At 71.0% G+C, this 23362-nt stretch carries 19 protein-coding genes and 1 pseudogene; 7 read left to right on the top strand and 13 right to left on the bottom strand.

Annotated features, from left to right (window positions below):
* Positions 1 to 64: 64 nt before the first annotated feature.
* Complete coding sequence (locus tag ABTZ58_RS13020; protein WP_351354538.1) at positions 65 to 1717, bottom strand: polyamine aminopropyltransferase; 1653 nt, start codon at positions 1715 to 1717, stop codon at positions 65 to 67.
* Positions 1718 to 1838: 121 nt separating this feature from the next.
* Positions 1839 to 2366, bottom strand: coding sequence for a DUF2617 family protein (locus tag ABTZ58_RS13015; protein WP_351354535.1), 528 nt, complete (start codon positions 2364 to 2366; stop codon positions 1839 to 1841).
* A 979-nt stretch (positions 2367 to 3345) separates the two neighbouring features.
* On the opposite strand from ABTZ58_RS13015, the gene ABTZ58_RS13010 reads away from it, so the two are divergent.
* A complete protein-coding gene (locus ABTZ58_RS13010; RefSeq protein ID WP_351354532.1) occupies positions 3346 to 4545 on the top strand; it encodes a pyridoxal phosphate-dependent aminotransferase in 1200 nt (399 codons plus the stop codon).
* A 271-nt stretch (positions 4546 to 4816) separates the two neighbouring features.
* On the opposite strand, the gene ABTZ58_RS13005 is transcribed toward ABTZ58_RS13010, so the two are convergent.
* The gene (locus ABTZ58_RS13005; RefSeq protein WP_351354529.1) at positions 4817 to 5020 is read right to left on the bottom strand and encodes a hypothetical protein; all 204 of its coding nucleotides are present in this window, start codon (positions 5018 to 5020) and stop codon (positions 4817 to 4819) included.
* Positions 5021 to 5154: 134 nt separating this feature from the next.
* On the opposite strand from ABTZ58_RS13005, the pseudogene ABTZ58_RS13000 reads away from it, so the two are divergent.
* Positions 5155 to 5386: pseudogene (locus tag ABTZ58_RS13000) on the top strand (aminotransferase); the annotation flags it as partial.
* Between the two features lie 100 nt (positions 5387 to 5486).
* Here ABTZ58_RS13000 and ABTZ58_RS12995 read toward each other — a convergent pair.
* Complete coding sequence (locus tag ABTZ58_RS12995) at positions 5487 to 6014, bottom strand: YbjN domain-containing protein (protein WP_037765125.1); 528 nt, start codon at positions 6012 to 6014, stop codon at positions 5487 to 5489.
* 164 nt (positions 6015 to 6178) lie between these two features.
* On the opposite strand from ABTZ58_RS12995, the gene ABTZ58_RS12990 reads away from it, so the two are divergent.
* Complete coding sequence (locus tag ABTZ58_RS12990; protein WP_351354526.1) at positions 6179 to 6655, top strand: hypothetical protein; 477 nt, start codon at positions 6179 to 6181, stop codon at positions 6653 to 6655.
* Positions 6656 to 6667: 12 nt separating this feature from the next.
* Here the strand turns inward: ABTZ58_RS12990 and clpB are convergent, their stop codons facing one another.
* Positions 6668 to 9265 carry an ATP-dependent chaperone ClpB gene (gene clpB / locus ABTZ58_RS12985; RefSeq protein ID WP_351354523.1) on the bottom strand — a complete coding sequence of 866 codons (2598 nt, stop codon included), beginning with the start codon at positions 9263 to 9265 and terminating at the stop codon, positions 6668 to 6670.
* A 103-nt stretch (positions 9266 to 9368) separates the two neighbouring features.
* On the opposite strand from clpB, the gene ABTZ58_RS12980 reads away from it, so the two are divergent.
* On the top strand, positions 9369 to 9794 hold the full coding sequence (locus ABTZ58_RS12980; RefSeq protein WP_351354520.1) for a pyridoxamine 5'-phosphate oxidase family protein: 426 nt from the start codon (positions 9369 to 9371) through the stop codon (positions 9792 to 9794).
* A 158-nt stretch (positions 9795 to 9952) separates the two neighbouring features.
* Here the strand turns inward: ABTZ58_RS12980 and ABTZ58_RS12975 are convergent, their stop codons facing one another.
* Positions 9953 to 10288: a Rieske (2Fe-2S) protein gene (locus ABTZ58_RS12975; protein ID WP_094054633.1), complete on the bottom strand. Its 336-nt coding sequence runs from the start codon at positions 10286 to 10288 to the stop codon at positions 9953 to 9955.
* Between the two features lie 367 nt (positions 10289 to 10655).
* Between ABTZ58_RS12975 and ABTZ58_RS12970 the strand changes: the two genes are divergently transcribed.
* Positions 10656 to 11597 carry a helix-turn-helix transcriptional regulator gene (locus tag ABTZ58_RS12970; protein ID WP_351354517.1) on the top strand — a complete coding sequence of 314 codons (942 nt, stop codon included), beginning with the start codon at positions 10656 to 10658 and terminating at the stop codon, positions 11595 to 11597.
* A 36-nt stretch (positions 11598 to 11633) separates the two neighbouring features.
* Here the strand turns inward: ABTZ58_RS12970 and ABTZ58_RS12965 are convergent, their stop codons facing one another.
* Positions 11634 to 12677: a helix-turn-helix transcriptional regulator gene (locus tag ABTZ58_RS12965; RefSeq protein WP_351354514.1), complete on the bottom strand. Its 1044-nt coding sequence runs from the start codon at positions 12675 to 12677 to the stop codon at positions 11634 to 11636.
* Positions 12678 to 12916: 239 nt separating this feature from the next.
* Here ABTZ58_RS12965 and ABTZ58_RS12960 point away from each other — a divergent pair, with 239 nt between their 5' ends.
* Positions 12917 to 14131 carry a DUF418 domain-containing protein gene (locus ABTZ58_RS12960; protein WP_351354512.1) on the top strand — a complete coding sequence of 405 codons (1215 nt, stop codon included), beginning with the start codon at positions 12917 to 12919 and terminating at the stop codon, positions 14129 to 14131.
* Here ABTZ58_RS12960 and ABTZ58_RS12955 read toward each other — a convergent pair.
* From ABTZ58_RS12955 to ABTZ58_RS12930, 6 genes are all read right to left on the bottom strand, one after another.
* Entirely contained in the window at positions 14124 to 15233 is a 1110-nt protein-coding gene (locus ABTZ58_RS12955) for a sugar ABC transporter substrate-binding protein (protein ID WP_351354509.1), read from the bottom strand. The two genes, ABTZ58_RS12960 and ABTZ58_RS12955, sit on opposite strands and share 8 nt — an antisense overlap.
* 279 nt (positions 15234 to 15512) lie before the next feature.
* Positions 15513 to 15965, bottom strand: coding sequence for a heat shock protein transcriptional repressor HspR (locus ABTZ58_RS12950; RefSeq protein WP_351354506.1), 453 nt, complete (start codon positions 15963 to 15965; stop codon positions 15513 to 15515).
* 5 nt (positions 15966 to 15970) lie between these two features.
* Positions 15971 to 17149 carry a molecular chaperone DnaJ gene (gene dnaJ / locus ABTZ58_RS12945; RefSeq protein ID WP_351354503.1) on the bottom strand — a complete coding sequence of 393 codons (1179 nt, stop codon included), beginning with the start codon at positions 17147 to 17149 and terminating at the stop codon, positions 15971 to 15973.
* A 30-nt stretch (positions 17150 to 17179) separates the two neighbouring features.
* Positions 17180 to 17836 carry a nucleotide exchange factor GrpE gene (grpE, locus tag ABTZ58_RS12940; RefSeq protein WP_351354500.1) on the bottom strand — a complete coding sequence of 219 codons (657 nt, stop codon included), beginning with the start codon at positions 17834 to 17836 and terminating at the stop codon, positions 17180 to 17182.
* Complete coding sequence (dnaK, locus tag ABTZ58_RS12935; protein WP_351354497.1) at positions 17833 to 19689, bottom strand: molecular chaperone DnaK; 1857 nt, start codon at positions 19687 to 19689, stop codon at positions 17833 to 17835. Before dnaK ends, grpE begins: the two co-directional genes overlap by 4 nt.
* Positions 19690 to 19783: 94 nt before the next feature.
* Positions 19784 to 20794: an MraY family glycosyltransferase gene (locus tag ABTZ58_RS12930; protein ID WP_351354494.1), complete on the bottom strand. Its 1011-nt coding sequence runs from the start codon at positions 20792 to 20794 to the stop codon at positions 19784 to 19786.
* A gap of 242 nt (positions 20795 to 21036) precedes the next feature.
* Here ABTZ58_RS12930 and ABTZ58_RS12925 point away from each other — a divergent pair, with 242 nt between their 5' ends.
* A complete protein-coding gene (locus ABTZ58_RS12925; protein ID WP_351354491.1) occupies positions 21037 to 23355 on the top strand; it encodes a heterodisulfide reductase-related iron-sulfur binding cluster in 2319 nt (772 codons plus the stop codon).
* Positions 23356 to 23362 lie beyond the last annotated feature (7 nt).

The following is a 23362-nucleotide window of genomic DNA, read 5'->3' as shown; positions in this document are numbered from 1 at the left end:
ACCGGGCGTACTCTCCGGCCCCGGCACCCCTCTCCGGCCCCGGCCCTCGCCCCGCCGGCCCGCCTCAGTACCGCGGATGCACCAGCGTCGACACCGGCAGCCCCGAGATCCGCGTGACGCGCGCCGCCCGTTCGCCCGCCGCGAGGGACGCGTCGGTGAGGACGAGGGGGCGCGGCCCGTCCGGATCGAGCCGCGGCCGCGGCCGCGTGCCGGCGGCCAGGACGAAACCCCAGTCCCGGGGCGCGTGGGAGCGGTCGGCGGGCGTGTGGTCGGGCCCGACCGCGAACCCGGCGTACCCGCCCGCCCGGTAGGGGGCGGTCGCGAGGCCGGCCGCTCGCAGGGTCGACTCCACCGTCCAGTACACGCGCGGGCTGGACCGCACCGGTCCGGCGTGCACCACGATGCGGCCGCCCGGGGCCAGCACGCGCCGCGCGAGGCCGTAGAACTCCTGCGAGTACAGCTTCGCGCTCGCCGTGATGCCCGGGTCGGGCAGATCCGAGACGACCACGTCGTACGCCGCCGGGGGCGCGCCGCGCAGCCGGCCGAAGGCGTCGCCGGTCGTCACGCGCACGCGCGGGTCGCCGAACGCGTGCTGGTTCAGCGCGGACAGGCCCGGGTCGGTGCGGGCCAGCCGGACGACCTCCGCGTCGACTTCCACGACGTCGACGCGGTCCACCCCGGGATGGCGCAGCACCTCGCGGGCCGCCAGCCCGTCCCCGCCGCCGAGGATCAGCACGCGTGCGTGCGGCCCGGCCATGGCGGGGTGGACCAGGGTCTCGTGATAGCGCCGTTCGTCCCGCTCGCTGACCCGCAGCCGCCCGTCCAGGAACAGGTCCAGGGGCCGGCCTCCCGTGCCCCCCTTGAGGACGACCTCCTGCACTCCGCTCCGCAGCGCCACGCGCACGTCCCCGCCGTACAGGGCGTGCCGCGCGGCCCGTTCGAAGTCGTCGACGAGCACGGTGGCCGAGGCGAGGACCGCCAGCACGAACGCGTTGCCCAGCACCAGCAGCCACCGCGCCCGCCGGCTGAGGTCCCGGCGGAACAGCCCGAGCACCAGCGCGCCGCCGACGACCGCGTTGACCGCGCCGGTGAGCAGCGCGCCCGTCAACTGCCCGAAGAACGGCAGCAGCAGGAAGGGAAAGGCGAGCCCGCCGACCAGCGCGCCCACGTAGTCCGCGGCGAACAGGTCGGCCACGGCGCCGCCGGCGTCCTGGCGGCGGATGCGCTGGATCAGCTCCATCAGCAGCGGGACCTCGGCCCCGATGAGCAGCCCGGTGGCGAGGGAGAAGGCGACCAGGAGGCAGCGCGGCCCGCTGGCCCACACCCCGCCCCAGTCGCCGGTCCAGGCGAAGACGGCGTACAGGGCCATCGCGCTGCACCCGCCGACCAGGGCGAGAGTGGCCTCGACGGCGCCGAAGCCGGCCGCCGCGCGTGGGCGCAGCCGTTTCGCGGCGAGGGAGCCCAGGCCCATCGCGAAGACCATGACGGACAGCACGACGGACGCCTGGGTGACCGAGTCGCCCATCAAGTAGGTGGCGAGCGCCACCAGTTCCAGCTCGTACACGAGTCCGCAGGCCGCGCAGACGAACACGCCCGCGAGGACCAGGAACCGTCCGATGCCCGGCCGGACGGGCAGCCGCGCCGGGCCACCAGGGCCGCCCCGGGCGCTCCAGTGCGGCGGGGAACCGGGCGGGGCGGGCGCGTGCGGCTCGATCACGCTGCGACGTTACGTCACGTCTCGACCGCGGTTCGTCACCCACACGTGTGGTGCTTGTCTACAGAGGACCGATGCCGGTACGAGATCGGATTCGGCACCGCGGCCGCTCACCGGGGCCGGTTCAGCCGACCGGGACCGTCGCCGGGAGGCGCACGCCCACCCTCGTCCGGGTCGCCACCAACTGCCCGTCCTGCGGGTACGCGTGCCAGGTCCGCCAGTGCACCTGCCCTTCATGGTGCTGGGCGAGCAGGGCCGTGAAGGCGTGCGGGCTGCCGGGGAAGACACCGGCGAGTCCGTGCGGATGGTCGGAGACGAGGGCCAGCAACTCCTGGGCGCGGCCCTCGAAGGAGCCCGGCGAGAGGACCTCGACCCGGGCCGCGAACTCGTACTCCCAGTCACCCACCCGCTTGGCGACGCCGAGCGGGAGCGGAGTGCTGCTGCCCGGGATGCACGCCACCGTCTCCGAGCAGATGCCCCCCTTCTCCTCCAGCAGGACCTGGTGCGACGCGCCGAGGAGGCGCAACTGCAGTTTGGCCCCCGTCAGTTCGAGGTCGAGTGTGGCCAGTGCGGGAAGCGGCTCGCGCCCCAGGGCCCAGGCGAGATCGGCCGCGCGCGTGTCGGTGTAGGAGGTGTTCAGGGTCGTGAGCATGGATCGGCTCCGCAAGCACACAAGGAGAGGGAGGTGGGTCCGCTGCGCCCCGGTCGCACCGGGTGATTCGGCCCGGGTCAGCCCGGTCGGCCGGTTTCAGGAAGGTGTCCGCAAGACGTCCGAGAGGCTGCGTTGGTGGATTAGAGGGAATCATGAACTGTGGCGCCGCAACAGCGTTTTTACCCAAGTTCGTAGGGTTTCCATCCCTCAGAGGGCTCCACAGCTCAACTGTTCAACAACGGCGTGCGCCGCTGCCGGGGAGGCGTGCGCCGGTGCGCCGTGGCTCGCGCCCGGAGCCGGACCGGACCGCCGTCGGGGCGCGCGGCCGGCTCCCGAAGTCGCCTGGTGACGCGCACAGTTGCCGCAGCCACGGCCGCGGGGGACCGCCGTCCGGGCCGTCTTGTCCTACAGGCAGGAGAACGTGCCGGGATCCACCCGATATCGCCCGACGGGTGTGCGGCGGTTCCACCTTCCGGGGAGCCCGGACACGAGAGCGCGGGGCCCGCCCCAGGTGCGGACCCCGCGCTCGGTGGTTGCGGCTTCCCCGTCGGGCAGGCGGCCGACCTCAGTCAGCTGCCTCCTCCGCCGCAGCCACCGCCACCGCCCCCGCCGCAGGACGACCCGCCGCCGCAGGAGCTTCCCCCGTGGTGGCCGTCGCCGCCGGACGAGCCGGAGTCTCCCCCGGCCCACCAGCTGCCGCTGCTGCCGCTGTCGTGACGCGAGCCGGTATACGCCGCCGTCCCGCGGCCGGCCGTCCGCGCCGGACGGCGTGAACCGCCCCTGCGGGCGAGAGACACCAGCGCCCCCACGAAGAGGACTCCGATCACCGTCAGGATGATGCCGACGATCATGGCGCCACCCTCCTTCCGTTTCCCCCGAAGCGGCCCCCCGTGGGCGCCTCGCTCTTGCGTGACCGGGAGATGCCCTCCCGCCACGCGCGCCAAAGCAGAGTTGAGGAACTCCAGAGCTTCGGCGCAGGATGACCGGCATGACCTCCAGCGCGCGCCCCCTCCTCAACCGCCGGCTCGCCGAGTTCGGGACGACGATCTTCGCCGAGATGTCGGCCCTGGCCCTGAGCACCGGGGCCATCAACCTCGGGCAGGGCTTCCCCGACACCGACGGCCCCGAGGAGGTCAGGGAGGCGGCCGTGCGGGCGCTGCGGGACGGCCGCGGCAACCAGTACCCGCCGGGCCCCGGCGTGCCCGAGCTGCGCACCGCGATCGCCGCCCACCAGCAGCGCCGCTACGGCCTGACCTTCGACCCGGACACCGAGGTCCTGGTCACCGCGGGCGCCACCGAGGCCATCGCCGCCGCCCTGCTGGCGCTGGTGGAGCCCGGCGACGAGGTGGTCGCCCTGGAGCCGTACTACGACTCCTACGCGGCGTGCGTCGCGATGGCGGGCGGGCGCCGGGTGCCGGTGACCCTGCGCGCGGACGTGGCGGAGGGCCGTTTCCGGCTCGATCTCGACGAGCTGCGGGCCGCCGTCACCGACCGCACCCGGCTGCTGCTGGTCAACACCCCGCACAACCCGACCGGCACGGTCCTCACCCGCGCGGAGCTGGCCGCGATCGCCGAGCTGGCGGTGGAGCGGGACCTGCTGGTGGTGACGGACGAGGTGTACGAGCACCTGGTCTTCGACGACGCCGAGCACGTGCCGCTGGCGGCGTTCCCGGGGATGCGCGAGCGCACGGTGACGATCTCGTCCGCGGGCAAGACGTTCTCGTTCACGGGCTGGAAGGTCGGCTGGGTGACGGCGGCTCCGGAGCTGGTCACGGCCGTCCGCTCGGCGAAGCAGTACCTGACGTACGTCTCGGCGGGCCCGTTCCAGTACGCGGTCGCCGAGGCGCTGGCGCTGCCCGAGTCGTACTTCACGGACTTCCGCGACGACCTGCTGGCCAAGCGGAACCTGCTGGCGGCGGGCCTGGAGGAGGCCGGGTTCCGGGTGTTCCGCCCCTCGGGCACGTACTTCGTCACCACCGACATCCGCCCCCTCGGCGAGACGGACGGCACCGCCTTCTGCCGTGCCCTGCCCGAACGCGCGGGCGTCGTCGCCATCCCCAACGCGGTCTTCTACGACCATCGCGACCAGGGCGCCCCGTTCGTCCGCTTCGCGTTCTGCAAGCGCACCGAGGTGCTGGCAGACGCGACGGAACGGCTCCGCGAGGCGTTCATTCGCTGACCAGCGTCAAACAGCGCGGGTCGCCGGGAGTCCTTCGTCAGCGGGCGTCTGCCTCGGGCTCCGGGCGCGGGAGTTCGTCCAGATCGAGGGTGAAGGTGCGGCCGTCAACCAGGGGGATGGGAAGCTTGCCCGTGCCGTACTTGTGCGTGTGTGCCGCGATGTAACCGGTGCCGGTCGCTGGGTGTGGAGAACGACTTCCTGGGCGTACGGGTCGACGACCAGGTAGATCGGGATGCCGTAGCGTCCGTACTTGGCAGTGCAGTCGTCATAGTCAGTGCGCGCGGAGGAGGTCGATGAAGACGTCGGAGGTGACCTTCGCGTGACGGCCGAGGGCGAGAGCGGAGTCGATCTGCATCGACCTGATGGTGCTTGAGTGCTCTTCGCTCTGCGGAGTCATGATCACCTTTGCGTCGGCCCCGAACAGGACCGTGTATCCCTTGGGGAACTCGGTGTGCACGATCGCGTCGACGCTCATGGACGGCTCCTTCCCGTGTGGTCAGGATACGGCGGACAGCGCCCTGTCCCGAGCCCGGCGCCGCGGCTGTGCGCCCGGTCCGCACAGGTCGCCGCGCGCCCCGGGAATAGGTGTGCGAACGTGGAGTCGGCCGGGTGACGGCGGCCCCGGCGCTGCCCGAGTCGTACTTCCCGGACTTCCGCGACGACCTGCTGGCCGCCTTCTGCCGTGCCCTGCCCGAACGCGCGGGCGTCGTCGCCATCCCCAACGCGGTCCTCTACGACCACCGCGACCAGGGCGCCCCGTTCGTCCGCTTCGCGTTGTGCAAGCGCACGGGGGTGCTTTAAGGAGGCGGTGCGGCGGCTCAAGGGCGTCGCGGGCGGCTGAGCGCGAGGCGGCCGGGGAAGGCCCGAAAAGGCAGACGGCGCGTACAGCGCGCACCGTGTGCGTGCGCGCCGACGCGCCGTGCGAGGCCGCTTGCGCGGGGTTACTCGTCGTCCTCGGGCTTCTCCGCCTCGTTGATCTCCTGCTCCAGGCCGAGCTGCTCGACGAGCCACTTGTCGAACTCGATCGCGGCACGCACCCAGCTGACCGTCGAGGAGACGAAGTGCTCCAGGCTCACGCCCATGCCGATCAGCATCTGGGCCTCGCCGATGAGGCGGACCGTGCCGTCGTCGTGGGTGTGGCTGTAGACCTTGGGCCACAGGGTGCGGCGGTTCCAGTCGTCGATGGACTCGAGGATCTGCGGCTTGGCCTCGATCTCGTGGGGCCGGTCGTAGAACGTCCGCACGGAGAAGACCTGCTGGTCTCCCTCTCCACGGAACATGAAGTAGGTGCGGAACTGCTCCCACGGCGCCGCGAGGTCTCCCTCGTCGTCGACGACGTACTTGAGCTCCATCTGGTCGAGGAGCTGCTTCACGAGGTCCTGATCCGGGACGACGGGGCCCGCCGGTCCTTGGGGCTGCGGCTCGGGCTGGCCCCCGAAGTTCGGAATCGAGGACGGGTCGATGGTCACCGTGAATTTCCCTTCGTACGGATTCCGCCATCCTCCCCCATGCGGGGAGGGGGGTGGCAAGCCCCGGCTGACCGTGTCAGCCGATGGCTGACAGGATCCGGTCAACCGCAACCTCCGGGTGCCGCGGCCCGTCTCCCCCAGTGGTGGACGGAGGGGCGATGGCCATGGCGGCGACGGACCGAGGGCGTACCCGGTGGGGGTTGATCCTGCCGTTCCTGGCAGTGCCGGTGCTCGTACTCGGGTTCCTCGTCATCGGCCTTTTCATGTGGGCCCGGCCGGACGAGAACGGGGACGACCGTGCCGGCCGGGCGGCCACGGTCCCCTGCGCCGAGGCCCTGGCCTTCGGCGGCGCCGGGCGCCCTGCGAGCGCCGAGGTGCGGGGCTGCACGGTGCAGCGGGGCATCGACACCGCGTACACGGCGGTGCTGCTGATGCCCCGCGAGGACGTGCGCGGCTGGCTGCACACGACATACCCGGACGCCCCGGCACCGCGCACGGGCGGCTCCTGCGGGGCGCTGTGCCTCGACGTGACCCACGGGGAGGGCCTGCCGGGCACCGCCGGGGCACACGTCGTCCAGGTGCGGGTGGAGTACTCGAACGCCGGGAGGGCGCAGGTGCGCTTCTCGGCGTTCACGATGTGACGCCCTGACGCCCTACAGCGTCTTGCCCGTGGCCGGGCCCACCAGGAGACCCTCCTCGAAGCGGTCCACGCGGACCGTGTCGCCGTCCTTGATCTCCCCGGAGAGGATCTCCTTGGCGAGGCGGTCGCCGATGGCCGACTGGACGAGCCGCCGCAGCGGCCGGGCCCCGTAGGCCGGGTCCAGGCCCTCCTCGGCGAGCCAGGCCAGGGCCTCCGGCGTGATGTCGAGGGTCAGACGCCGTTCGGCGAGGCGCTTGGCCAGGCGGTCGATCTGGAGCCTGGCGATGCGCTCCAGCTCCGGCTTGGTCAGCGCGGCGAAGACGACCAGGTCGTCCAGGCGGTTGAGGAACTCCGGCTTGAAGGAGCTGCGCACCACCTCCAGCACCTGTTCCTTCTTCTCCGCCTCGCTGGTGATCGGGTCGACCAGGAACTGACTGCCCAGGTTCGACGTGAGCACCAGGATCGTGTTGCGGAAGTCGACCGTGCGGCCCTGCCCGTCGGTGAGGCGCCCGTCGTCCAGCACCTGGAGCAGGATGTCGAAGACCTCGGGGTGGGCCTTCTCGACCTCGTCCAGCAACACGACCGAGTACGGCCGCCTGCGCACCGCCTCGGTGAGCTGACCGCCCTCCTCGTAGCCCACGTATCCGGGCGGGGCGCCGACCAGCCGGGCCACGCTGTGCTTCTCGCTGTACTCCGACATGTCGACGCGGACCATCGCCCGCTCGTCGTCGAAGAGGAAGTCGGCGAGGGCCTTGGCGAGTTCGGTCTTGCCGACGCCGGTGGGGCCGAGGAAGAGGAAGGACCCGGTGGGGCGGTCGGGGTCGGCGATCCCGGCGCGGGAGCGGCGTACGGCGTCGGACACCGCGCGCACGGCCTCGCTCTGGCCGATGAGCCGCTTGCCCAGCTCGTCCTCCATGCGCAGCAGCTTCTGCGTCTCGCCCTCCAGCAGCCGCCCGGCGGGGATGCCGGTCCAGGAGGCGACGACGTCGGCGATGTCGTCGGCGCCGACCTCCTCCTTGACCATGGTGTCCCTGGCGACCTCCTCCTCCGCCTCGGAGGCGGCCTCCAGGTCGCGTTCCAGCGCGGGGATCTCGCCGTAGAGCAGCTTGGAGGCGGTGTCGAAGTCGCCGTCGCGCTGGGCGCGCTCGGCCTGGCCGCGCAGTTCGTCGAGGCGTTCCTTCAGCTCACCGACGCGGTTGAGGGACTGCTTCTCCTTCTCCCAGCGGGCGGTGAGGCCGCGCAGCTCCTCCTCCTTGTCGGCGAGGTCGCGGCGCAGCTTCTCCAGGCGCTCGCGGGAGGCGGCGTCGGTCTCCTTGCCGATCGCCAGCTCCTCCATCTTCAGCCGGTCGACGGCGCGCTGGAGTTCGTCGATCTCGACGGGCGAGGAGTCGATCTCCATGCGCAGCCGGGAAGCGGCCTCGTCGACGAGGTCGATGGCCTTGTCGGGCAGGAAGCGGGAGGTGATGTACCGGTCGGAGAGGGTGGCGGCGGCGACCAGCGCGCTGTCGGCGATCTGCACCTTGTGGTGGGCCTCGTAGCGGCCCTTGAGCCCGCGCAGGATGGCGATGGAGTCCTCGACGGACGGTTCCGCCACCAGGACCTGCTGGAAGCGGCGCTCCAGCGCCGGGTCCTTCTCGATCCGCTCGCGGTACTCGTCCAGCGTGGTCGCGCCGACCATGCGCAGCTCGCCGCGGGCCAGCATGGGCTTGAGCATGTTGCCGGCGTCCATGGCGGAGTCGCCGCCGGCACCGGCTCCGACGACGGTGTGCAGCTCGTCGATGAAGGTGATGATCTGCCCGTCGGAGTCCTTGATCTCGGCCAGGACGGTCTTCAGGCGCTCCTCGAACTCGCCCCGGTACTTGGCGCCCGCGACCATCGCGCCCAGGTCGAGCGCGACGAGCCGCTTGTCCTTCAGCGACTCGGGCACGTCGCCCTTGACGATCCGCTGGGCGAGCCCCTCGACGACGGCGGTCTTGCCGACGCCGGGCTCACCGATCAGCACGGGGTTGTTCTTGGTCCGGCGCGACAGCACCTGCACCACGCGGCGGATCTCCTGGTCCCGGCCGATGACCGGGTCGAGCTTGCCCTCGCGCGCGGCGGCGGTGAAGTCGGTCCCGAACTTCTCCAGGGCCTTGTACTGGCCCTCGGGGTCGGCCGTGGTCACCCGGCGCTGGCCCCGGGTCTTCTGGAAGGCGGCCTGGAGCTTCCTGGCGTCGGCCCCCTGCCGGGACAGCACCTCGCCGGCCGCGCCGCCCTTGGCGGCGATACCGATGAGCAGGTGCTCGGTGGAGAGGTACTCGTCCCCCAGGTCCTTGGCGCGGGACTGCGCGTCGGCGACGACGGCGAGCATCTCGCGGTTGGGCTGGGGTGGCGCGACGGTCGACCCGGTCACGCTCGGCAGCCCGGCGAGCACGCGCTCGGCGCCGGAGCGCACGGCGGCCTGGTCGGCGTCGACCGCGGCGAGCAGGTCGGTGATGTTCTCGTTGTCCTGCCCCTGGAGCAGTGCGAGGAGCAGGTGGGCGGGCGTGAGGTCGGGGTGGCCCTCGGTCACGGCCCGGTTGCTGGCAGCGTTGATCGCGTCCCGGCTCCGGTTGGTCAGCTCGGCGTCCACGTTCGCGTTCTCCTCCTTGCACTGACCCGAACGACTTACACAAAGTTGAGTCTACGGCACTCAAGGACATCCCGGGGAGGGTGCGGGGGTTAAGTTCCGGGCCATGGCGACCAAGTACTCCGTCGATCCGGGTGCCCCGGACCCGTCGTATCTCGGCTTCTGGCGGGAACGGCACCTGTGCACCCTGACGACGCTCCGCCCGGACGGCACTCCGCACGTGGTACCCGTCGGGGTCACCTACGATCCCGCCGCCCGGCTCGCCCGGGTGATCACCAACCGGACCAGCGCGAAGGTGCGGCACGTGCTGGCCGCCGGGGACGAGGGGGCGGCGGTCGCGGTCTGCCAGCTGGAGGGCCGGCGCTGGGCGACACTGGAGGGCCGGGCGTTCGTCCGCGCGGACCCGGAGCGGGTGGCGGAGGCGGAGCGCCGCTACGCGGAGCGCTACGGACGGACCCCGTCACCGAATCCGTCGCGCGTGGTCATCGAGATCGAGCTGACGCGCGCACTGGGACGCGGTCGAGCGGAGTGAACATCCACACCGGTGATCGACTGGTTCCGGCCACTCGCGGGACGGGCCGATACCGGGAAATGCCCCCACAAACTGCAGCGGCGTCACCGTGTTCAGGTCACGGTGACGCCGCTGCGGGGGGAAGCACCTGAGCGATCTGTTACGACGGGGGAATCGCGTCAGGCACTGCGGGGGGTGGCAGAGATGGTCCGCGGGACAGGGGAGTCGGCCTCCACCTGCTGATGGTCCCGCTGGTCCAGGTTCACAAAGATCATTCCGTACCGCACGGCACATCGCACTGGCTGCGGCGCCCCCCGAGGCCGCCGCAGACACCGGTACGCCCGTACGTCTCCGTCCTCGTCCCGCGTGACGACGACCGGCTCACCGAACACGGTCACCATCAGCGAGTCACCGCTGTGGGGGATGGCGGTGACCAGGTCGATGAAGTGCCAGCCGGAGCGGTAGGCGGTGGCCATTTCACGGCGGAAGGAGCGGTCGTCGGGTGGAGTGGTCACGGTCGGCTCCCCGCCCGGTCGACCCCGGGGTTCGGCCACTGGGTGTTGTCAGCGACTGCCGCGTTCACCGCCACCGCCGGCCACTGCGTGTTCGCCCGAGTTCCGCTCTCCTCATCGGAGAAGCCGCTCAGTGCAACGAGCGCTGCGACGGCGGAGAAGGCGGCGACAAGCACCGAGCGAAGCATTTTGTTACGCATAGTCGGCTTCGTCCTCACTTGAAGGTCCCCTTTTCCCCCGTCGAGTACGACGATGGCTCATTCGGGCACGTCATGGCCACACAATCGATGCATCATGTTCCTGCATGTTCAGGACCCTGGGGGGTGGAGATTTGGCAACGAATCCGACAAGAGAGACACATCCCCATGCGATGACCCAGTGGTGCGAGGAGGGCGGCCGTCTGTATGCCGCCGCTCTGCGTACCGGACGTATCGCACGAGCGGAAGTGGCGTCGGCGCCCTGCCTGGTGGAATTCGACCTGCTCCACCCCGATCCGGACGACCCCGACTGGCTGCGTCCGGTGCCGCCGGTCATCGCCCTGTCCCGGCAACTCGGCCCGCTGGAGAGCGAGATCGCCGAGCGCAGGCGCCAGGCCGTGAACCTGGCGGAGACCTTCCAGCCGTTCATGGCCATGGGTACCCACACGGCGTCCAGTGACTCCATCACGGTGCTCGAGGGCGGTGAACGGATCAACGCCGCGCTCAACCTGGCCACCGCGCAGTGCCAGGCGGAGCTCCTGACGGTCCAGCCCAGTGATCGTGTCTCCGAACGCAGCCTGCTGCGAAGCCTCGAACGGGACAAGCCCCTGATCGAGCGCGGCGTCAAGGTCCGGAGTCTGTACCAGCACACCGCACGGTACAACCCCGAGAAACTGGCCTATGTGGCCCGGCTCTCCGAGGGGAAGGTGGAGTACCGCACCATCGACGAACTGGTCGAGCGCCTGATCATCTGCGACGAGGCGGTCGCCTTCATCCCCGCGCGCGACGACCAGCAGGTCGCCCTGGAGCTGCGCCACCCCGGGCTCGTGCGCTACCTCATCAAGGTCTTCGAGTACCTCTGGGACCGTGCGGTGCCCATGAGCACCGGCGCGCCCTACGAGGCGGCGTCCGACGGCCTCACCCAGATCCAGCACTCCATCGCCAAGCTCCTGGTGGAGGGCCACGTGGACGAGGCCATCGCCCGCCGCCTCGGCATGAACGTCCGCACCTGCCGGGCCCACATAGCCAAGCTGGCGTCGGCCCTGGGCAGCGGCAGCCGGGCCCAGCTCGGCTATCTCATCGCCCAGTCGGGGATCCTGCAGCAGGACCACTGAACAGGGGGAAGCCCAGCCGGGCTCGACTCGGGTGTCTCATCGGGCGGTCCGCGATCCTCGACCCGGAACACCGATCGGCCGGGCGGCCGCCGAGGGCGGGGGTCCGTCCAGGCCCGCCTGGGCGATGCGCACGCCCAGTTGCGTACGGCTCGCCGCCCCCAGCGTCTCCGACAGCCGCGCGATGTGCGCCCGGCAGGTACGGACGCTGATCCCCAGGCGCTCCGCGATCACCGCGTCCTGGTGGCCCTCCGCGAGCAGCGCCGCGATCGACTGCTCCCGGTGGGAAATGCCCTCGATGCCCGTGTCGGGGAGCGGGGCCGTCAACGGGATCGCGAGGCGCCACAGTCGCTCGAAGACCGTGACCAGGTACTCGATCAGCGCGGGATGGCGCAGCTCCAGCGCCATCGTGCGGTCGGCGTTGGCGGGGATGAACGCCACCGTCCGGTCGAACAGGATCAGCCGGTCGATGACCTCGTCCAGCGTGCGCGCCTCGACCGCGTCGCCCATCAGCTCCAGGTACGTGAGCAACCCCTGCCCGTGCCGGGCGACATGGGTGTACAGATCCCGCATCCGCACCCCGCGGCCCCGCAGCGCCAGCGCCCGGTGCAGCCCCTCGGACAGCTCCGCCTCGCGGCGGATGCCGCCCGGCTGCACCGTGAGCACCTCGGTCGTGCACGCCTGCGTCGCCTCGTCCATCGCGGCCTGGATCCGGGCGAGTCCGTCGAGGACGCGGATCGCCGGGCCCTCCGCGGCCGCCGCGGCCGGCTGCACCTGGCGGCCCAGCCCGGCGTACCACTCGAACGCGGCCACGGCCGAGCCCACCCGCCGCTGGCTCGCGCTGACCTCGTCGTACATCCCGCGCAGCAGCCGGGTCATCACCTCCTGCGGAGCGGTCGGCACCAGCCAGTCCATGTCGTCCGGGTCCGGGTGCAGCAGGGCGAGCTCCAGCAGGCAGGGCACCGGCTCCGCGTCACGGCGCGCGACCCGGCCCCGCCGTACGGCCCGGGAATACACGCGATCCCCGGCCTCGCACAGTCGGTCGGCACCGTGAGGATGCTCTTCCGTCCCGTGCCCGGCCATCGCCCATCCCACCCCCGGTCGCGCCGTCTTCCGCAGCTTCCGCAGCGCAACTATGCGCGGCCGGGACCTGCTCCGCAACACGGCTCCCCCGGGCCCGAGTTCCTTTTTGCGCCGGTCGGTCCGTGAATCCGCTCGCTGCCACCCGAGCGGTCGCCGCACGCGGGGGGTGCCGTGCCCGCGGCCGGTGTGCGACCTTTTGTGATCACGGGACGGGCCCGTCCGCCCGGCGAGGGGGAGAGATGAACGACCCGGGGGAAGCGGCCGGCCTTCGGCGCCTGCCCGCCGTCGACACGCTGCGGGGCTTCGCCCTGCTGGGCATCCTGGTGGTCAACAGCGCGCAGATGATGAGCCCCTGGGAGGCGGAGGGGTTCCGCGACCCCGGCGCGGCGCCCGTGGACCACCTGGCCGTCTGGCTGGTGACGGCGCTGGCGTCGAGCAAGTTCTACCTGCTGTTCTCGTTCCTGTTCGGCTACAGCTTCACACTGCAGGCCGTCTCCGCCGAGCGGGACGGCGCAAGCATCACCGCGCGCTTCCTGCGCCGTTCCCTGGGCCTGGTGCTCCTCGGCCTGGCGCACGCCGTCCTGCTGTACACCGGCGACATCCTCCTGACCTACGGCCTGCTGGGCCTGGTGCTGTTGTGGGCGCGGCGGACCGCACCGGCCACGGCCGTGAGGGCCGCCGCCTGGATCTACGGCGTGTTCGGCGCCCTCCTCGTCGCACTGGGGGCGCTCACCACGGCGGTGGACGCGCAGGAGCCGGTGCCGCACGGGGCGATCGCCGAGGCCGTGGCGGCCTACCGCGGCACCGCCGGCACGGTCGTGCGGGAGAACCTGGACCGGCTGCCGCTCACCCTCGTCGCCGCGCTGCTCATGGCTCCGGGCGTGCTCGCGGCCTTCTTCCTCGGTCTGGCGGCGGGCAAGCGGCGCCTGCTCGCTCCCGGCGGGGTGGGCCGCGCCCGGCTGCGGCGGACCGCCGCCGCGGGACTGGCCGTCGGAGTCCCGGGGGCGGTCTTCTTCGCCTGCGCCGCCCAGGGGCCGCTGGACGACCGCTGGCACCTCCTGGGCGTCGGCGTGGGCACCCTGACGGCGCCGGCCCTGTCGGCCGCGTACGCGTGCCTGCTGCTGCTCCTGCTGGACTCCCCGCGGGGAGACCGCGTGCGGCGGCTCTTCGCCCCGGCGGGCCGCCTCGCGCTGACGAACTACCTCGGGCAGTCCCTGGTCGTCATGTGGGTGGCGACGGCGTACGGCCTGTCCCTGTACGGGCGCCTGGGAGCGGCCGCCGTGCTGCTGCTCGCCCTCGCCGTGTACGCGCTCCAGCTGGCCCTGAGCACGGCGTGGCTGCGGCGCTTCCGGCACGGGCCCGCCGAGTGGCTGCTCCGGGCGATCACCCTGGCGGGACGCCCGGGACGCCCGGGACGCCCCCGCGCCCCGCGGACGCCGGAACCGGCTAGTTGAGGCCGGCCGCCTCGCACGCCGCCTTGTACTTGGCCGTGCAGATGTCCGACACCTTGTAGATGTCGTCGGCCACGACGGTGTCCGCGATGTTCTTCTTGGTCAGCGCGACCACCGGCACGAGCTGGGCCGGGATGCCCTTGTGGGTGGGGCTGTCGACCTTGTCGCGGGTGAGGGCGGCGAACTGGATGTCGCGGCCCTGGACCTTGGCGACGGCCATCTCCGCGGCGCTCTCCGCCTCCTGCGGGTACGACTTGTAGACGCTCATGTACTGCTCGCCGGCGAGGATCCGCTGCACGGCCGCGAGTTCCGCGTCCTGGCCGGTGATCGGCGGCAGGTCGGTCACGCCCGCGGCCTGCAGGGCCTTGACGATGCCGCCGGCCATGCCGTCGTTGGCCGAGTAGACGGCGGCGATGTTGTCCTTGCCGATCTTCGCGATCGCCCCGGCCATGTTGGCCTGGGCGTTCTCCGGCTTCCAGTCCTTGGTGTCGAAGGACTGCGCGATCGTCACCTTGCCGTTGAGTTCGGACATCGCCCCGGCCTTGAACTGCTTGGCGTTGGGGTCCGTCGGCGAGCCGTTCATCATGACGATCTTGTCGGACAGGCTCGCGTTCTCGCCGATGGCCTCCAGCAGGGTGCGCCCCTGGACCTCGCCGACCAGTTCGTTGTCGAAGGAGATGTACGCCTCGATCGGGCCCTCGGCCAGCCGGTCGTAGGCGATGACCGGGATGCCGGCCTGCTTGGCCTTCTTCACGCTGTCCGCGATGGCGTGCGAGTCGACCGCGTCCAGCAGGATCACGTCGACCCGGTCGTCGATCATCTGCTGCATCTGGGCGGCCTGCTTGTCGGCGCTGGCCTCGGCGTTGGCGTACTCGACGCGGCCCTTGTCGTTGGTGAGGGACTCGACCTTCCGCTTGATGATCGGGTAGTCGAAGTTCTCGTAGCGCGTGTTGGCCTTCTCCGGCAGCAGCAGGCCCACGGTGATGTCGTTGCCCTTGGTCGGGCTCGCGTCGTCACTGCTCCCGGTCGCGTTGAGCACGCCGCAGCCGGCGAGCGGGAGGGAGATCGTGGCGGCGGCCACGGATATGGCGATACGACGACGCATGCGGGGCTCACTTCGCGTGTGATTCGGACGTGGGCACAGCATTACGGCCCATGTGTCTGAAAAGACAACGCGGACGCGCCCCCCAGCGTCAAGCGGAACCACTTAACGAGATGGCAACACCACGCTCCGCAGCAGTTGTGAAGACTCTGCGGAATCATCTTCAAGTGCCCTGCACCACAGGGGCATCGGCGGGAGGCCGGAGAAAACGCCACAAGGCACGCGAAAGGGACCGGGAGTCAACTCCCGGTCCCTCCCCGTGATTTCGCGGGTGCTGCCGCGTCAGTCGGACTGCTGCTGCCGTTTCGGCCGCCACACCACCAGCGCGCTGGTCTGCTGGACCTCCTGGTACGGCACCAGGTCCCGGCGGTACGACGCGTGCACCGCCGCCTCGCGCTGGCGCATGGCCGCCGCGGCGCCGTCGAGCGCGTCCTCCAGCTCGGCCACCCGGGACTGGAGGGCCGCGACCTGGTTCTCCAGTTCGATGATGCGCTTGATTCCGGCCAGGTTGATGCCCTCGTCCTGCGACAACTGCTGCACCTGCCGGAGCAGTTCGATGTCGCGGGCCGAGTAGCGGCGGCCCCGGCCGGCGGTGCGGTCCGGGGACACCAGGCCCAGACGGTCGTACTGGCGCAGGGTCTGCGGGTGCAGGCCGGACAGCTGGGCCGCCACCGAGATGACGTAGACCGGGGTCTCCTCGGTCAGTTCATACGGGTTGCGTCGACGACCGTCCATCTGACTCATGCTCCCTTCGCGGCCTGGAACAGCTCCGCCCGCGGATCCTCACCCGCGGTCGCCTCGCGATACGCCTCGAGTGCGTCACGAGCCTTCCCCGTCACGTCCTTCGGGACACTCACCTCGACGGTGACCAGGAGGTCGCCGCGGGTGCCGTCCTTGCGGACCGCGCCCTTGCCCCGGGCGCGCATCGTACGGCCGTTCGGCGTGCCGGGGGGCAGCTTCAGCGTGACGGGCGGGCCGCCCAGCGTCGGCACCCGGACCTCGCCGCCGAGGGCCGCCTCCGTGAAGGTGACCGGGACGGTGACGGTGAGGTTGTCGTCCTTGCGGCCGAACACCGGGTGGGAGTCGACGTGCACGACCACGTACAGGTCGCCCGCCGGGCCGCCGCGCTCGCCCGGCGCGCCCTTGCCGCGCAGCCGGATCCGCTGGCCGTCGCTGACGCCCGCCGGGATGCGCACCTGCATGGTCCGCGAGGACTTGGCCCGGCCACTGCCCTTGCAGACGTCGCAGGGGGTCTCGGCGATCAGGCCGCGGCCCTTGCAGTCCGGGCAGGGGTCGGTGAGGGAGAAGCCGCCGCCGCTGCCCCGGGCGACCTGCCCGGTGCCGACGCAGGTCGGGCACACGCGCGGCGTGCCGTTCTTGTCGCCGGTGCCCGAACAGGCCTTGCAGGGCGACTGCGAGGACATCCGCAGCGGGACGGTCGCGCCCTCGATGGCCTCGGTGAAGCTGAGCGTCACCTCGGACTCGATGTCCTGGCCGCGCCGGGGCTGCGTACGCGTCCCCGGGCCGGCGCCGCCGCGGTTGAACAGGCCCCCGAAGACGTCACCGAGTCCGCCGCCGAAGCCGCCGGCGCCCTGGCCCCCCTGACCGCCCCCGAAGAGGTCGCCCAGGTCGAAGTTGAAGGAGCCGCCCGCGCCGCCGGGCCCCGGACGGAAGCCGCCGTTGCCGAAGAGGGCGCGCGCCTCGTCGTACTCCTTGCGCTTCTTGGGGTCACCGAGGATGTCGTTGGCCTCGGAGATCTCCTTGAAGCGCTCCTCGGCCTTGACGTTTCCCTTGTTGGCGTCCGGGTGGAACTCGCGGGCGAGCTTCCGGTACGCCTTCTTGATCTCGGCCTCGGTGGCGTCCTTGGGGACGCCGAGGACCTTGTAGTAGTCCTTCTCGATGAAGTCCTTGGTGCTCATCCTCGACGCCCCTCCTTCCCTTCGTCCACGTCAGCCCTCGTCCGGGCCACCGCTCTCCTTGTCGTCGGCTTCGGCGGACTCCTCCGCCTTGACCGTCTGTGCCCCCGGCTGGGGCTCGGCCACCGCCACCCGCGCGGGGCGGATGGTGCGCTCGCCGATCCGGTACCCGGGCTGCAGAATCGCCACGCAGGTCGTCTCGGTGACGTCCGGCGCGTAGCTGTGCATCAGGGCTTCGTGGATCGTCGGGTCGAAGGGCTCGCCCTCCTTGCCGAACTGCTGCAGGCCCATCTTCGCCGCGGTGCTCTCCAGCGACTCGGCGACGGACTTGAAGCCGCCCACCAGTTCGCCGTGTTCGCGTGCGCGGCCGATGTCGTCGAGCACGGGCAGGAGCTCGGTCAGGAGGTTCGCGATGGCGATCTCCTTGACCGCGATCCGGTCGCGCTCGACCCGGCGGCGGTAGTTCTGGTACTCGGCCTGGAGCCTCTGCAGGTCCGCGGTGCGCTCACCGAGGGCGGTGCGCACCTGGTCCAGCTGGGCCACCAGACCGGGGTCCTGGCCCGTGTCCCCGGCCGGGGCCGCCTCCTCCTCCGGGGAGGAGGAGGCGGCCTTCGGCTCGGCGTCGTCGGAGGTGGCGCCGGAAGGGACGTCGGGCTGCTGCTCGTCGAAGCCCGGGGTCTCCTCCGTCACGCGGCACCGTCCTTCCGGTCCTCGTCGACGATCTCGGCGTCGACGACGTCGTCGTCGGCCTTGGCGTCACCGGCGTCCGCGCCGGCTCCGGCGGAGGCACCGCCGGCGGCCTGGGCACCCTGGGCGTCGGCGTACATGGCCTGACCCAGCTTCTGGGAGACGGCCGCGACCTTCTCCGTGGCGGTGCGGATCTCGGCCGTGTCCTCGCCCTTGAGCTTCTCCTTCAGCTCGGCGACGGCCTCCTCGACCTCGGTCTTGATCTCGCCGGGGACCTTGTCCTCGTTGTCCTTGAGGAACTTCTCGGTCTGGTAGACGAGCTGCTCGCCCTGGTTGCGGGTCTCGGCGGCCTCGCGGCGCTTGTGGTCCTCCTCCGCGTAGCGCTCGGCCTCCTCGCGCATGCGGTCGACCTCGTCCTTCGGCAGCGAGGAGCCGCCGGTGACGGTCATCTTCTGCTCCTTGCCCGTGCCCAGGTCCTTGGCGGTCACGTGCATGATGCCGTTGGCGTCGATGTCGAAGGACACCTCGATCTGCGGGACGCCGCGGGGCGCCGGGGGCAGACCGGTCAGCTCGAACATCCCGAGCTTCTTGTTGTACGCCGCGATCTCCCGCTCGCCCTGGTAGACCTGGATCTGCACGGACGGCTGGTTGTCCTCGGCGGTGGTGAAGATCTCGGACCGCTTGGTCGGGATCGTCGTGTTCCGCTCGATGAGCTTGGTCATGATGCCGCCCTTGGTCTCGATGCCGAGGGACAGCGGGGTGACGTCGAGGAGCAGGACGTCCTTGACCTCGCCCTTGAGGACACCGGCCTGCAGGGCGGCGCCGATGGCGACGACCTCGTCCGGGTTGACGCCCTTGTTGGCGTCCTTGCCGCCGGTCAGCTCCTTGACGAGCTCGGCGACGGCGGGCATGCGGGTCGAGCCGCCGACCAGGACGACGTGGTCGATCTCGCTGATGGAGATGCCGGCGTCCTTGATGACGTTGTGGAACGGCGTCTTGCAGCGCTCCAGCAGGTCCGCGGTCAGCTGCTGGAACTGGGCGCGGGTGAGCTTCTCGTCGAGGTGCAGGGGGCCCTCGGCGGAGGCGGTGATGTAGGGCAGGTTGATCGAGGTCTCGGTGGACGAGGACAGCTCGATCTTCGCCTTCTCGGCGGCCTCGCGCAGACGCTGCAGGGCCATCTTGTCCTTGCCCAGGTCCACGCCGTGGCCGGACTGGAACTGCTGGACCAGGTAGTCGACGATGCGCTGGTCCCAGTCGTCACCACCGAGGTGGTTGTCACCGTTGGTGGCCTTCACCTCGACGACGCCGTCGCCGATCTCCAGCAGCGAGACGTCGAACGTACCGCCACCGAGGTCGAAGACCAGGATGGTCTGGTCGTCCTTGTCGAGGCCGTATGCCAGCGCGGCGGCGGTCGGCTCGTTGACGATGCGCAGCACGTTCAGACCGGCGATCTCGCCGGCCTCCTTCGTGGCCTGGCGCTCGGAGTCGTTGAAGTACGCCGGGACGGTGATGACCGCGTCGGTCACCTTCTCGCCCAGGTAGGCCTCGGCGTCCCGCTTCAGCTTCTGCAGCACGAAGGCGCTGATCTGCTGCGGGTTGAAGGGCTTCCCGTCGAGCTCGATCTTCCAGTCCGTGCCCATGTGGCGCTTGACGGAGCGGATGGTCCGGTCCACGTTCGTGACCGCCTGGCGCTTGGCGACCTCGCCGACGAGCACCTCACCGTTCTTCGCGAAGGCGACGACGGACGGCGTGGTCCTGGCGCCCTCGGCGTTGGTGATAACGGTGGGCTCGCCGCCCTCCAGAACGCTGACGACGGAGTTAGTCGTGCCCAGGTCGATGCCGACCGCACGTGCCATGGTTGATTCCTCCAGCTGACTTGAGTGGAACGGACTCAAGTGTGCACGACGGCACCCACCCGGTCAACAGAGCTGAGTCGAGCGGGCTCAACTCTTATCCGTTCCTTACGCGCAACGAGGCTCCGACCTGCGGCGATACTGAGCGTCGACCGGCGTACACAGGAACACGGGAGAGGGCCAACACCACCACCAGCGCCCCGCCCGCCACCCACCACAGGGCGCCGCCGCCCACCCGCTCGGCGTGCGCGAGTACCCCGACGAGCACTCCGGACAACGCCGCGAAGCCCAGCAGCAGGGTGACGCCCGGCACGGTCAGCCCGAGCCGCCGCAGCCGGTGTCCGAGGTGGCCGGGCCCGCTGCGGACGACGGGCCGCCCGTCCAGCCGCCGCGCCAGCAGCACCAGGACGGCGTCCGCGCTCGCCAGGGCCGTCAGCGCGAAGAGCACCCCCGCGCTCTCCCCGAGCCCGAACCCGGCCCGGACGTGCACCAGGCCGAGGGCGATCACGAACCCCGCCGACATGGACCCGCAGCTGCCCAGGCCCACGCGCGCGGGGTGCCAGTTGTGCAGCAGGAACCCGGTCAGCGCCGCTGCCAGCACGCTCATCAGCCCGGCGACCCCGTCCATGACGTCCACCGCCGCGCAGGCCGCCACCCCGAAGGCGGTGACCACCCCGGCCGTCCCCGCGAGCCCGTCGGCGTGGTCCAGTCCCCGGAAGGCGAAGGTCACCCCGACGGCCCAGACGGCGGCGAGCAGCCCGGGCCCCACACCCGTCTCCCCGTACGGCACGACGCACGCGGCGGCCACGGCCGTACCGGCGGCCAGCACCCGCCGGCGCAGCCGCCACACGTCGTCGACGAGCCCGAGCAGGGCGACGGCGCCGCCGGCGACGAGCAGCCCGCCGGTCCCGCTGCCGGCCGCACCCCACTCCTTGACGCAGACCACGGCCCCGGTGACCACCACGACGGCCACTCCGCCGGACAACGGCACCTGCCGCTGCCGCCGCCGCTCGACCAGCCGCAGCCGCAGGACGGGGATCCGCAGGGCGGCCGCGAGCAGGGCGGTGAGCAGGAGGGCGGTGGCGGCGGCAGCGATCCCGTAGAGCACGGATATAAGTTAGGCGTCACTATGACAATTCGGTACGAATAACACGACGAGATCGCGGCCGGATTCCGCGCCGCTTCTGAGGCGACCCTCAGCGATTCAGATCACTGCCCACCCGGCTACAGTGCGGCGGAAGATAGGGGTAGTCTCAGACGGACTGCATAAGTTACCGCTTAGTAATTTCGGGGAACCCTCCATCGCGACAGGTCACCCCGACGAAACCCTCGCAGGCCCGAGGAGCCCCCATGCAACTCGCCGCGATCATCGTGTCGCTGGTACTGACCGTGGTCGGCGTCGCGCTGCTCGCACGCGCGATCGGCCAGTTCGTCCGGTACTTCAGGCTGGGCCAGCCCGTGCCCGCCGGTACCCGGACCGACAACCCCTACCAGCGCAGCGTGACGTTGGTGAAGGAGTTCCTCGGCCACACGCGCATGAACCGGTGGGGCATCGTCGGTATCGCCCACTGGTTCGTCGCGATCGGCTTCCTGACGCTGCCGCCGACGATCATCACCGCGTACGGCCAGCTGTTCCAGGCCGACTGGACGCTGCCGGTGCTCGGCGGCTTCCTCCCGTACGAGCTCTACATCGAGTTCATCGCGGCCATGACGACCCTCGGCATCGCCACGCTGATGGTGATCCGCCTGCTGAACCTGCCGTCGCGCCCGGGCCGCAAGTCCCGCTTCGCCGGCTCGAAGATGGGCCAGGCGTACTTCGTCGAGTACGTCATCCTCACCATCGGCCTGGCCATCTACGTGCTGCGGGGCCTGGAGGGCGCGCTGCACCACGTGGACCACTACGAGGCCGCGTACTTCGCCTCGTACCCGCTGGTCCTGGCCTTCAAGGGCCTGAGCGTCGCGGCGCTGCAGAACCTCGTCTACTTCTTCGCGATGATCAAGCTGGGCACGACCATGATCTGGATGATCACGGTCAGCCTGAACACCAACATGGGTGTGGCCTGGCACCGCTTCCTGGCGTTCCCGAACATCTGGTTCAAGCGCGAGGCGGCCGGCGGGACGGCGCTCGGCGCGCTGCAGCCGATGACCTCGGGCGGCAAGCCGATCGACTTCACCGACCCCGGCGACGACGACGTCTTCGGCGTCTCCCAGGTCGAGCAGTTCTCCTGGAAGGGCCTGCTGGACTTCTCCACGTGCACCGAGTGCGGCCGCTGCCAGTCGCAGTGCCCCGCGTGGAACACCGGCAAGCCGCTCTCCCCGAAGCTGCTGATCATGTCGCTGCGCGACCACGCGCACGCCAAGGCGCCGTACCTGCTGGCCGGCGGCGGCAAGACGATGGAGGGCGAGGAGAAGGCGTCCGCCGAGGCCCTCGAGGACGTCCCGGCGTCCGCGCTGGCGGAGGCCGAGCGCCCCCTGGTCGGCACGCTGGAGGACAACGGCGTCATCGACCCGGACGTCCTGTGGTCCTGCACCACCTGCGGTGCCTGCGTGGAGCAGTGCCCGGTGGACATCGAGCACGTCGACCACATCGTCGACATGCGCCGCTACCAGGTGATGATCGAGTCGGCGTTCCCGTCCGAGGCGGGCACGATGCTCAAGAACCTGGAGAAGAAGGGCAACCCCTGGGGCCTGGCGAAGAAGCAGCGCCTGGAGTGGCTCAAGGAGGTCGACTTCGAGGTCCCGGTCGTCGGCAAGGACATCGAGGACCTGTCCGAGGTCGAGTACCTGTACTGGGTCGGCTGCGCCGGCGCCCTGGAGGACCGCGCGAAGAAGACCACGAAGGCCTTCGCAGAGCTGCTGCACATCGCGGGCGTGAAGTTCGCGATCATGGGCGGCGACGAGAAGTGCACCGGTGACTCCGCCCGCCGCCTGGGCAACGAGCCCCTGTTCCAGGAGCTCGGCATGGAGAACGTCATGGCGCTGAACATGGCGTTCGGCGAGGAGATGGACGACGAGGGCAAGGTGACGCCCGAGTCGGCGAAGCCGAAGTCCGCGAAGAAGATCGTCGCCACCTGCCCGCACTGCCTGAACACGCTCGGCAACGAGTACCCGCAGCTCGGCGGCGACTACGAGGTCATCCACCACACGCAGCTGCTGCAGCACCTGGTGGACGAGGGCAAGCTGATCCCGGTCACGCCGGTCGAGGGCATCATCACGTACCACGACCCGTGCTACCTGGGCCGCCACAACAAGATCTACACGCCGCCGCGCGAGATCATCGCCGCCGTCCCCGGCGTCCGCAACGAGGAGATGCACCGCCACAAGGAGCGGGGCTTCTGCTGCGGCGCGGGTGGCGCGCGCATGTGGATGGAAGAGCGCATCGGCAAGCGCATCAACAACGAGCGCGTGGACGAGGCCCTGTCGGTCAACCCCGACATCGTCTCGACGGCCTGCCCGTTCTGCCTGGTCATGCTCACGGACTCCGTGAACGGCAAGAAGAACGAGGGCAAGGCGAAGGAGTCCATCACGGTCGTGGACGTCGCCCAGCTCCTGCTGGACTCGGTGAAGACGCCGGTCCCGGCGGAGAGCGAGGACACCGACGGCGACGACGAGCCCCCGGCGGGCACGGCGGACTCGCAGAACGCCCCGGAGCCGGAGCCGGTGAAGTAGCCGTCCA

The sequence above is a fragment of the Streptomyces sp. NPDC094143 genome, from assembly GCF_040303825.1.
Taxonomy (GTDB): domain Bacteria; phylum Actinomycetota; class Actinomycetes; order Streptomycetales; family Streptomycetaceae; genus Streptomyces.
This window is presented reverse-complemented; position numbering and strand designations above follow the sequence as displayed.

Bases quoted from the DNA above. Each gene is read 5' to 3' on its own strand.
- ABTZ58_RS12980 (WP_351354520.1), top strand. From the start codon at position 9,369: ATGGCGACCAAGTACTCCGTCGATCCGGGTGCCCCGGACCCGTCGTAT.
- ABTZ58_RS13015 (WP_351354535.1), bottom strand. From the start codon at position 2,366: ATGCTCACGACCCTGAACACCTCCTACACCGACACGCGCGCGGCCGAT.
- ABTZ58_RS12960 (WP_351354512.1), top strand. From the start codon at position 12,917: ATGAACGACCCGGGGGAAGCGGCCGGCCTTCGGCGCCTGCCCGCCGTC.
- ABTZ58_RS13010 (WP_351354532.1), top strand. From the start codon at position 3,346: ATGACCGGCATGACCTCCAGCGCGCGCCCCCTCCTCAACCGCCGGCTC.
- ABTZ58_RS12970 (WP_351354517.1), top strand. From the start codon at position 10,656: ATGACCCAGTGGTGCGAGGAGGGCGGCCGTCTGTATGCCGCCGCTCTG.
- ABTZ58_RS12965 (WP_351354514.1), bottom strand. From the start codon at position 12,677: ATGGCCGGGCACGGGACGGAAGAGCATCCTCACGGTGCCGACCGACTG.
- dnaJ (WP_351354503.1), bottom strand. From the start codon at position 17,149: ATGAGCACCAAGGACTTCATCGAGAAGGACTACTACAAGGTCCTCGGC.
- ABTZ58_RS12990 (WP_351354526.1), top strand. From the start codon at position 6,179: ATGGCGGCGACGGACCGAGGGCGTACCCGGTGGGGGTTGATCCTGCCG.
- ABTZ58_RS12925 (WP_351354491.1), top strand. From the start codon at position 21,037: ATGCAACTCGCCGCGATCATCGTGTCGCTGGTACTGACCGTGGTCGGC.
- ABTZ58_RS13005 (WP_351354529.1), bottom strand. From the start codon at position 5,020: ATGAGCGTCGACGCGATCGTGCACACCGAGTTCCCCAAGGGATACACG.
- ABTZ58_RS12955 (WP_351354509.1), bottom strand. From the start codon at position 15,233: ATGCGTCGTCGTATCGCCATATCCGTGGCCGCCGCCACGATCTCCCTC.
- ABTZ58_RS12950 (WP_351354506.1), bottom strand. From the start codon at position 15,965: ATGGACGGTCGTCGACGCAACCCGTATGAACTGACCGAGGAGACCCCG.
- dnaK (WP_351354497.1), bottom strand. From the start codon at position 19,689: ATGGCACGTGCGGTCGGCATCGACCTGGGCACGACTAACTCCGTCGTC.